General features: G+C 62.2%; 7 protein-coding genes, 2 tRNA genes and 1 pseudogene. 3 read left to right on the top strand and 7 right to left on the bottom strand.

Annotation, left to right across the window (positions count from 1 at the left end):
• Window positions 1–82 precede the first annotated feature (82 nt).
• Together B3H86_RS01280 and B3H86_RS01275 are read right to left on the bottom strand one after the other, a co-directional pair.
• Window positions 83–156: transfer RNA gene (locus B3H86_RS01280), tRNA-Gly, on the bottom strand.
• 98 nt (window positions 157–254) lie between these two features.
• Window positions 255–338, bottom strand: a tRNA-Tyr gene (locus B3H86_RS01275).
• A 147-nt stretch (window positions 339–485) separates the two neighbouring features.
• On the opposite strand from B3H86_RS01275, the gene rlmB reads away from it, so the two are divergent.
• The 3 genes from rlmB (at window position 486) to B3H86_RS01260 (ending at window position 2,607) form a co-directional block, all read left to right on the top strand.
• Complete coding sequence (gene rlmB, locus B3H86_RS01270; RefSeq protein ID WP_312821134.1) at window positions 486–1,364, top strand: 23S rRNA (guanosine(2251)-2'-O)-methyltransferase RlmB; 879 nt, start codon at window positions 486–488, stop codon at window positions 1,362–1,364.
• 80 nt (window positions 1,365–1,444) lie between these two features.
• Complete coding sequence (locus B3H86_RS01265) at window positions 1,445–2,278, top strand: TerC family protein (protein WP_292050752.1); 834 nt, start codon at window positions 1,445–1,447, stop codon at window positions 2,276–2,278.
• Complete coding sequence (locus B3H86_RS01260) at window positions 2,275–2,607, top strand: rhodanese-like domain-containing protein (protein WP_292050751.1); 333 nt, start codon at window positions 2,275–2,277, stop codon at window positions 2,605–2,607. The genes B3H86_RS01265 and B3H86_RS01260 overlap by 4 nt, the downstream gene beginning before the upstream one ends.
• Before the next feature lie 52 nt (window positions 2,608–2,659).
• On the opposite strand, the gene B3H86_RS01255 is transcribed toward B3H86_RS01260, so the two are convergent.
• From B3H86_RS01255 to B3H86_RS01235, 5 genes and pseudogenes are all read right to left on the bottom strand, one after another.
• Window positions 2,660–3,370 (bottom strand): 2OG-Fe(II) oxygenase, encoded by a 711-nt coding sequence (locus B3H86_RS01255; protein ID WP_292050750.1) that lies wholly within the window; start codon window positions 3,368–3,370, stop codon window positions 2,660–2,662.
• A gap of 23 nt (window positions 3,371–3,393) precedes the next feature.
• A complete protein-coding gene (gene metG / locus B3H86_RS01250; protein WP_292050749.1) occupies window positions 3,394–5,100 on the bottom strand; it encodes a methionine--tRNA ligase in 1,707 nt (568 codons plus the stop codon).
• Window positions 5,101–5,155: 55 nt separating this feature from the next.
• Window positions 5,156–6,511 (bottom strand): MATE family efflux transporter, encoded by a 1,356-nt coding sequence (locus B3H86_RS01245; protein ID WP_292050748.1) that lies wholly within the window; start codon window positions 6,509–6,511, stop codon window positions 5,156–5,158.
• Window positions 6,512–6,609: 98 nt separating this feature from the next.
• Window positions 6,610–7,008 carry a DUF1489 family protein gene (locus B3H86_RS01240; protein ID WP_292050747.1) on the bottom strand — a complete coding sequence of 133 codons (399 nt, stop codon included), beginning with the start codon at window positions 7,006–7,008 and terminating at the stop codon, window positions 6,610–6,612.
• Between the two features lie 74 nt (window positions 7,009–7,082).
• Window positions 7,083–8,109: pseudogene (locus B3H86_RS01235) on the bottom strand (DNA repair protein RecN); the annotation flags it as partial.

The raw sequence follows: 8,109 nt of genomic DNA, 5'->3' as shown, positions 1-8,109 counted from the left end.
TTCGAACTTTTCCTTGGCCATGGCCAAACTCCTGTGGCCCGGGTCCAATAGCGGAAGGGCGCTGTGCTCAGTTCATAAAACCTGGAGCGGGTAGCGGGAATCGAACCCGCGTATTCAGCTTGGAAGGCTGCTGCACTACCATTGTGCTATACCCGCACGAAGAATGCGTTCACGCTACCCTCGAAAAGGAGACGTATCCGCACCCGATTTTCCTCTGGGGTTTCCGGTCCAATCGATCGGCCATTGCCAGCGCGTGGTGGGGGAAGCAGGACTCGAACCTGCGAAGCTTACGCAGCGGATTTACAGTCCGCCCCCTTTGCCGCTCGGGACATTCCCCCAGCGCGCTTTAGCAATGTGCCGACTTGGATTTGCTGCAAGCCGATAAATCAATCGGATAACAACAAAAGCCTTCGCTGTCGGGCGACGCCTGTATTAGGAGAGCGCCTTCACCGAAAGCCCGTGGCCTCGTCGGAGGCCGCTTTATAGTGTCCCCTTTTTCAGAACGCAACGACCAAAAAGCCGTGAAAAAACAATCTTTCCACAGACGCGACGAAAAGGGTGCCTCTCGGGGTAAATCCTCGCAGTATCAGGCACCCAAAGCACAGTCTGAGGGTAAAAAATCGCCCAAAGCAGCTGTAAATGCTGACAATTTTCTTTGGGGGCGTCACCCGGTTCTGGCCGCTTTGGCCAATCCTGTGCGTCGCGGGACCGGTCGACTCATGGTCACGGCGGATCGTGCCGAGGAAATCGAGTCGCAGAATCTGGCCCACGGGCACAGAATCGAAGTCGTTGATTCCCAACAATTGAATCGAATTTTGCCGCTTGGCGCGGTTCACCAGGGCTTCGCCTTTAAATGTCAGCCCCTCGAAGGCGTCGCGCTGGAAGATCTGGCCGAGCCTGCCGAGGGCGTTCTGGTCATGCTGGACCAACTGACCGATCCCCAGAACGTCGGCGCCATCTTCCGTTCGGCTCTCGCCTTCGGCGCGCGCGGTATAATCGTGCAGGACCGTCACGCCCCCGCCCTTGCCGGTGCACTGGCCAAGGCTTCGGTCGGCGCGACCGAGCGCCTGCCGCACGCGCGCGTTACCAACCTGTCCCGCGCGCTTGAGAAACTGAACGACTATGGCTGGCGCGCCATTGCGATGGACGGTGCCGCGGAGCTGACGCTGGAACAGGCTTTGGATGAACGTCCGACGGTTATCGTCATGGGTTCGGAAGGTGATGGCGTGCGCCGCCTCGTCACCGAGCATTGCGAGGCCATCGCCAAGATTCCGATGCCGGGCGGTTTTGAATCGCTGAACGTCTCCAACGCAGCGGCGATTGCTCTTTATGAGTGTGCCCGCGCCCAGAAGCGCAACGCCTGATCCTGTCCGCTGTATGAATGTTTCCGCCGGAGTCGCCGCGACAACTTGGCGCGGCCTCCGGCGGGGTTTAGTTAGGGAATATGGATTTCTTTTCTTCCCCTGAATTTGTCAGCCAAATGGTCGCCCTCGGCCAGGTTGTGCTGATGGACCTCGTGCTTGCAGGCGACAATGCTGTAGCCGTGGGCCTCGCTGCGGCAGCCCTGCCGCAAGACCAACGCCGCAAAGCCATTCTGGCCGGTCTGGCCATCGCCGTCGTGCTGCGCATCGGCTTCGCGCTCATCACCATCCAGCTTCTGGCCATCATCGGCCTGCTTATGGCGGGCGGCTTCCTGCTGCTCTGGGTTTGCTGGAAAATGTGGCGCGAACTGCGCGAACAGGCCACCAATGACCAGGCCGAAGCCCAGCACGAGCTGGAACTGGCCCAGAGCATCGAGCACGGAACCGGCCCTTCCCCCGAAGAACTGGGCCTGAAGCGCAAGACCTTCGGCGCGGCCCTCGTCCAGATCATCATCGCCGATGTCGCCATGTCGCTGGACAACGTGCTGGCCGTAGCCGGTGCCGCCCACGAACACCCCTGGGTCATGGTCTTCGGTCTGGTGCTGTCGATCGCCCTGATGGGTGTGGCTGCAACCTTCATCGCCAAGCTGCTGCACAAGTACAGCTGGATCGGTTACATCGGTCTGGTCGTCGTGCTGTACGTCGCCCTTCACATGATCTGGGATGGTGCGCGTGACGTGGTGGTCCGTACCGGCAATGTCGCCAACTTCAACGCCAAGGTGCCGGCCTTCCTCGCCATCGGTGACGAGGAAGTCGCAAAGCACCTGAAGAAGGCCGGTGAGAGCGCCGATCCTGTCGCAGTGACCCCGCCGGTTGATGGCGCTAGTGTTGCTCCTCAACCGGAGCCCGCAACATGAGCGTAAACGCCATCACCGTAGAGGAGGCCCGCGAACTGCTGGCCTCCGGCAAGGCCGTCATGATCGACGTGCGCGAGCAGGACGAATACGACGCCGCCCGTATCGAAGGCACCACCCTCGCCCCGCTCAGCCAGATGCCGCAGGCGTGGGATGAGCTGGACCTGCCCAAGGACAAGACCATCATCGTCCAGTGCAAGTCCGGTGGACGCAGCGGTCGCGTCTGCGAATACGTTGGCCCCACAGCCAGGGACGGCCAGCCCGTCGTGAACCTGGAAGGCGGCATCATGGCCTGGCATCATGCCGGATACCCTGTCATCCAGGGCCAGTAATACCCGCGAATACAAAGCCCCCGCAGAGCGATCTGCGGGGGCTTTTTCCTGTCTACCTGCCGCGCAGCCAGCCGGTGATGGAAATCCGGTGGCCGCCAGCAGAAAGGGCCACCTGCGTGACCGAATGGGGTTGCGGCACCCTGAGAAGGTTCAAGGTGTTGAAACGCGGGGTAAAAGCCTCATCCACATTTCCATCCTGTCCGTGGAACGCCAGCAGGCCGCCCCAGTCGATCCGCCAGGCTGGAGTCAGGTTCAGAACATAGGCGTAATAGCGGTTCTTGCCCGCCGCCTCGTCACTGTGCTCGGTCAGGAAATGGCCGCGACGGAAACGGGTCAGCTGCGCATCCGCCAGCGCGATCCTCTCCTCCCCGGTGACCGCGCGGGCCATGCCGAGAAAAGTCTCGCCGTTCAGAAAGTCCGACACACCCTGCCAGAAAGCATCCGCCTGTCCCTCGGACGCGGCATCATAGAAAGGGTAGTTGTCGTACAGATATTGGAACTGGTTGGTGGCCGCATTCTGTACCGCCTGCGCCAATCCCTGTTTCTGGGCGGGATTGAGCATATCAAGCCACGCCGATGGCATATCGATATGGCCGTCGCTCTTGCGGGTGACCACATTGTATTGGGCAGCCGTGGCGCGCTCCAGCAAGCGTTCCGCCGAAGCGGAGGTAAGGACGTTCTCGATCTGGGCCCGACCTGTGCGCTGCAAACGCGCCTTGATGCTCTCGGCGCGTTCGGCATCAACCGGGTTAAGTTCCAGCATCCCTACCCCCTCCGACAATGATGTCAGGCTTCGGCACCGCCGAAGCGTTCGGACCACTCCGCGATCATGGCATCGTCGATCTTGTTGAACAGAACGCCTTGGGCCTCAACCTTTTGACCGACCGGCAGGGCGTTGAGGAAGTCCTCGTCCGCCGTCGGCCAGCTCAGATCCGTTGACGACACCGAGGCCGCGATCTTCGGGGCAGAAGCCGTCAGGATCGGAGCCGCCAGACGGGCAAACAGAGCCACAAGGTTCAGGCCCGTGCGCACGCCGACCGCCGCTTGATCGCGGTCGGTTTTCAGTGCGGTCCACGGGGCGGCGAACTGGAGATACTCGTTGCCCAGCACCCAAGCCGAACGGACGGCGGCCGCAGCCTTGCGGAACTCCATCGCCTCGAAATGCTCGGTCGCCTCGGCAATGGCAGCACGCAGATCGGCTTCCAGCTTGGCTTCGGTTTCACCGGCCACGCCGCCTTCCGGCACGACGCCGTCGAATTTGGACTCCGTGAACTTGACGATACGGTTCACGAAATTGCCCAGCACGTCGGCCAGGTCCTTGTTGATCGCGGCCTGGAAATCTTCCCACGTAAAGGCCGAGTCGGCATGCTCCGGCCCATAGGCCGTCAGACGCCAGCGCCAGTAGTCCGCAGGCAGCAGTTCCAGCGCCTGATCCATAAAGACGCCGCGCTTCATCGAGGTGGAGAATTTACCGCCGTACCAGTTCAGCCAGTTGAAGGCTTTAAGCTGGTCCACCGTCTTCCACGGCTCGCCCGATCCCAGAATGGTGGCGGGGAAGCTGACGGTGTGGAAGGCGACATTGTCCTTGCCCATGAACTGGACATAGCGGACGTCCTCGGCGCCTTCGTCCAGACGCCACCAGTCCTTCCACGTCCTGCCGTTGGCCTCGGCCCATTCCTGCGTCGCGGCGATGTATTCGATGGGCGCATCGAACCAGACATAGAAGACCTTGCCTTCCATACCCGGACGCGGGCCGCCATCGGGGCCGACCACCGGAACGCCCCACGACAGGTCGCGGGTGATGCCACGGTCGATCAGACCTTCATCGAGGTGTTTGTTGGCAATGGACTTGGCCAGCGGCTGCCAGTCGGTCTTGCTGTTGACCCAATCGCGGATCTGCGGCTCGACCTTGGTTTGCAGCAGGTACAGGTGGCGGGTGTCGCGCACCTCGAGATTGCGGCTACCCGAAACCGACGAATACGGATTGATCAGGTCGGTCGGGTCCAGCAGGCGGCCACAGTTGTCACACTGGTCACCACGCGCCTTTTCATAGGCGCAGTGCGGACAGGTGCCCTCGACATAGCGGTCCGGCAGGAAGCGGCCATCGTCGATCGAATAGATCATGCGATCGACGCGCTCTTCGATCAGGCCGTTCTTTTCCAGGGCGGCGCAGAAATGCTGGGTCAGGGCACGGTTCTGGGGGCTGGACGAACGACCGAACCAGTCAAAGCTCAGACCGAAAGCCTCACCGGCCTTTTTCTGGATCAGGTGTTGTTCGTCGCAATAGGTCTGCACGTCCTGACCGGCGGCGGCGGCGGCCAGTTCTGCCGGGGTGCCGTGTTCGTCGGTGGCGCAGATGAACAGGACATCATCGCCCTGTGCGCGCTTGAAACGCGCCCAGACATCGGCGGGCAACATCGACCCGGCCAGATTCCCAAGGTGCTTGATGCCATTGATGTAGGGCAGCGCCGAGGTGATGAGGATACGGGCCATGTTCGTCCACTAAACTAGAGTAAGGCTTGGGATATAGAGACGCTTTCGCGTCACGTCACCCTGTCGCTTGGTGTGAAGTAAGGGCAGCGCGCTTGGAAATGATGTGGAAACGCACACCCAGCAGCACACCCGAGATGAGGCTGGCGACAATAACCGCTGTGACCAGACCGTTCACGCCCATCGTCGGGGCCAGGAAGAAGCCCAGCGGAATCATCACCACGCCATAGGATACAAAGTGCATGACCGTCGGCATCAGCACATCGCCAGCCGAACGGTTGGCATGGGCGGCCACAACCTGAATGGCGTCGGCCACAAAGAAGAAGGTCGCCAGTGCCAGAGCCGGAGCGGCAATCGCCAGCACAGCCATGTCATTCGTATAGGCCCCTGTAATCAGATGGGCCGTCGGCCAGATAAACAGGCCCACGACAGTGGCCAGCGCCGCCACAACGCCCATGCCGATCCATCCGGCCCGCTTCACGCCCTCGTGGTCGCCCGCCCCATAGGCCTTGCCGACCAGAACAGCCGTCGCCGACGACAGACCCATCGGCAGCATGAAGACGATAGCCGAGGTGTTGATGACGATGGCCCAGCCTGCCGTTTCGTTTGCACCGATCATACCGGCGGCAATCGTCATGGCGGCAAAAGCCCCCACTTCGATGAAGTTGGATGCCCCTGCGCCCAGGCCGACCTTGACCTGCTCACGCTCGGTCACGCGGTCGCGTTTGGGCTTTTGAAACAGGCCCCACGACTTGGCTTCCGGCATGCGCAGAATATAAACCACCAGAAAGACCACCAGCGCCGCACGCGCCCCAAAGGTGGCCCATGCCGATGCCGCTGCACCGTGCACACCCAGGCCCAGCATGTCCGGCACCAGCACGATATTCAGGGCGATATTGACGATATTGGCGATCCACATCGCCCACATGCCCGGCTTGGGCTTGCCCAGACCTTCAAGGAAGAACTGCGCAGCGACCGAGATCAGGTAAAACGGCATCGACAGCGCAAAGACGACCAGCGGCAGCGACGCCCCCTCGCCCAGGCCGTCCTCGAAACCGAGATGCGGCAACAGCAAGGGACCGGCCAGCGCCAGCAGCACCAAAGCCACCAGACCCAGTTGCAGCGAATAGACCAGACCGCGACGCAGGACGGCGCCGACCTCGTCATGACGTCCCTCGCCCCGCATGCGGGCGGTCATCACCTGCACGCCCATCATCAGGCCCACAGCCGTGGTCAGGACGATAGACGTCGGGGCCCATGCAAGCGAGTGATAGGCCAGTTCCGTCGAGGAATGGTGCCCCACAACGATGGCGTCGGTCAGACCCATCGTCATGATCCCCACACGAGCCAGCACCACAGGCCAGGCGAGGACCATGAGGTCTTTCAGGGTTTGCTTGTGGGCGGGACTGAACAAGGCGGTGTTCCGGAAGGACAGGGGTCAAATAAAAGAAGGACGGCAATGGTGCCGTCCGTACTGGGGAAGCGAGCTGTACATGCAAGCCACAGTTGTGGCTACCAGGCTCCCAATTCCCTTAACATGGCGGCCAGTTCAGGCGGTGTTTCGCCTGTGTCGATCACATCCAGATCAACCGGCGCATCCTTAGGCTCAAGATAGCGCCACCCCTGAAAGGCACGGCGTACCGTCGGCGACACGCGGATCACCTTGGGTTCCAGCGTGATCTCGCATCGGCTGGCCTTTCCCTCGCCGATGGTGCTGATGTCCATGATCGGCTGGCGCGCGAGAATGGAGCCTTTAACCACCCAATACAAAGAGCCGCCGTCTTCCATCTCGGGCGCGCGCTTGGGGCTCATGCGGGTGTGCACGATCATCGGGCCACCTTTGGCGGCGCGCTTTTCCAACCATTCGACATCAGGAACGCCGACGGCCAATTTGATCATGTGAAGTGGCATAGTGCGGCAGATAGGACCTGACTGGGGCCGCGTAAAGGCAAACCAAGGTCCACCGAACGCTCTTTATCCTTACATCAACCGATCAAGCGGCGGGCGGCGCCACGGGCCTCGTCCGTCACCTGTGCACCCGACAGCATGCGGGCGATTTCTTCCAGACGGTCATCATCGCTGAGCGCCTCGACCGTAGAGGTGGTCATGCCATCCCTGTCTGACTTGCGGATCTTCCAATGTGTATGGCCGCACGCCGCGACCTGCGGGCTGTGGGTCACGACCAAAACCTGCGCCCCATTGGCCAGACGTTTCAGACGGCCACCGACCGCCTCGGCCACCGCGCCACCGACGCCCTGGTCCACCTCATCGAAGATCATGACCGGCTGGATGATGTCGTCACGACTGGCCAGCGCCGCCTTCATGGCCAAGGCGAAACGTGCCAGCTCCCCGCCGGAGGCCACGCTGTCCAGCGGGCCGAAATCGGTGCCTACGTTGGTGGCCACCTGGAAGCGGACATTCTCCACGCCTTCGGGCCCGCGACGCCCCTCGATCGGTTCCAGCGCCACGCGGAACTGGGCGCGTTCCAGTTTCAGCGGGCCAAGCTCGGACAGGACCGCCACCTTCAGACGCTCCGCCGCATCGGCGCGGGCATCGGACAGGACCTTGGCCGCCGCATCATAGGCCTGCGCGGCCAGGGCAGCCTCGCGGCGGGCATTGGTCAGGGCTTCTTCGCTGTTCTCGATCAGGCGCAGTTGCTCGCGCAGCCTGATCCGCAGCGACGGAAGGGCATCGACCGTGGTGTGCAGCTTGCGGGCCGTGGCGCGCAGGGCGAACAGACGCTCTTCGGTCTTGTCCAAGGCCCCCGGCTCGAAATCGAACGCATCGGCGGCGGCATCCACAGCCGCAATCGCCTCCATCGCCTCCACCATCGTCCGGTCAATGGCTTCAACGGCATCGGACAGGCTCTTGCTGACGGGGTGGTCGCCATCGATGCCCGCCTGCCCTGCCCGCGTGCGGGCGTGTTCGACCGCCCGCAGGGCCGCGCTCAGCTTTTGCGACAGCTTGTCACCGCCCAACTGCGTGCGGGCATCGGCCAGATCGGCCAGCGCC

It is taken from the genome of Brevundimonas sp. UBA5866 (genome assembly GCF_002432125.1).
In the GTDB taxonomy this organism is placed as follows: Bacteria; Pseudomonadota; Alphaproteobacteria; order Caulobacterales; family Caulobacteraceae; genus Brevundimonas.
The sequence above is the reverse complement of the archived record's forward strand: the minus strand, read 5'-3'. Positions and strand labels throughout refer to the sequence as shown.

Bases quoted from the DNA above. Each gene is read 5' to 3' on its own strand.
- B3H86_RS01265 (WP_292050752.1), top strand. From the start codon at position 1,445: ATGGATTTCTTTTCTTCCCCTGAATTTGTCAGCCAAATGGTCGCCCTC.
- metG (WP_292050749.1), bottom strand. From the start codon at position 5,100: ATGGCCCGTATCCTCATCACCTCGGCGCTGCCCTACATCAATGGCATC.
- B3H86_RS01260 (WP_292050751.1), top strand. From the start codon at position 2,275: ATGAGCGTAAACGCCATCACCGTAGAGGAGGCCCGCGAACTGCTGGCC.
- B3H86_RS01240 (WP_292050747.1), bottom strand. From the start codon at position 7,008: ATGCCACTTCACATGATCAAATTGGCCGTCGGCGTTCCTGATGTCGAA.
- B3H86_RS01255 (WP_292050750.1), bottom strand. From the start codon at position 3,370: ATGCTGGAACTTAACCCGGTTGATGCCGAACGCGCCGAGAGCATCAAG.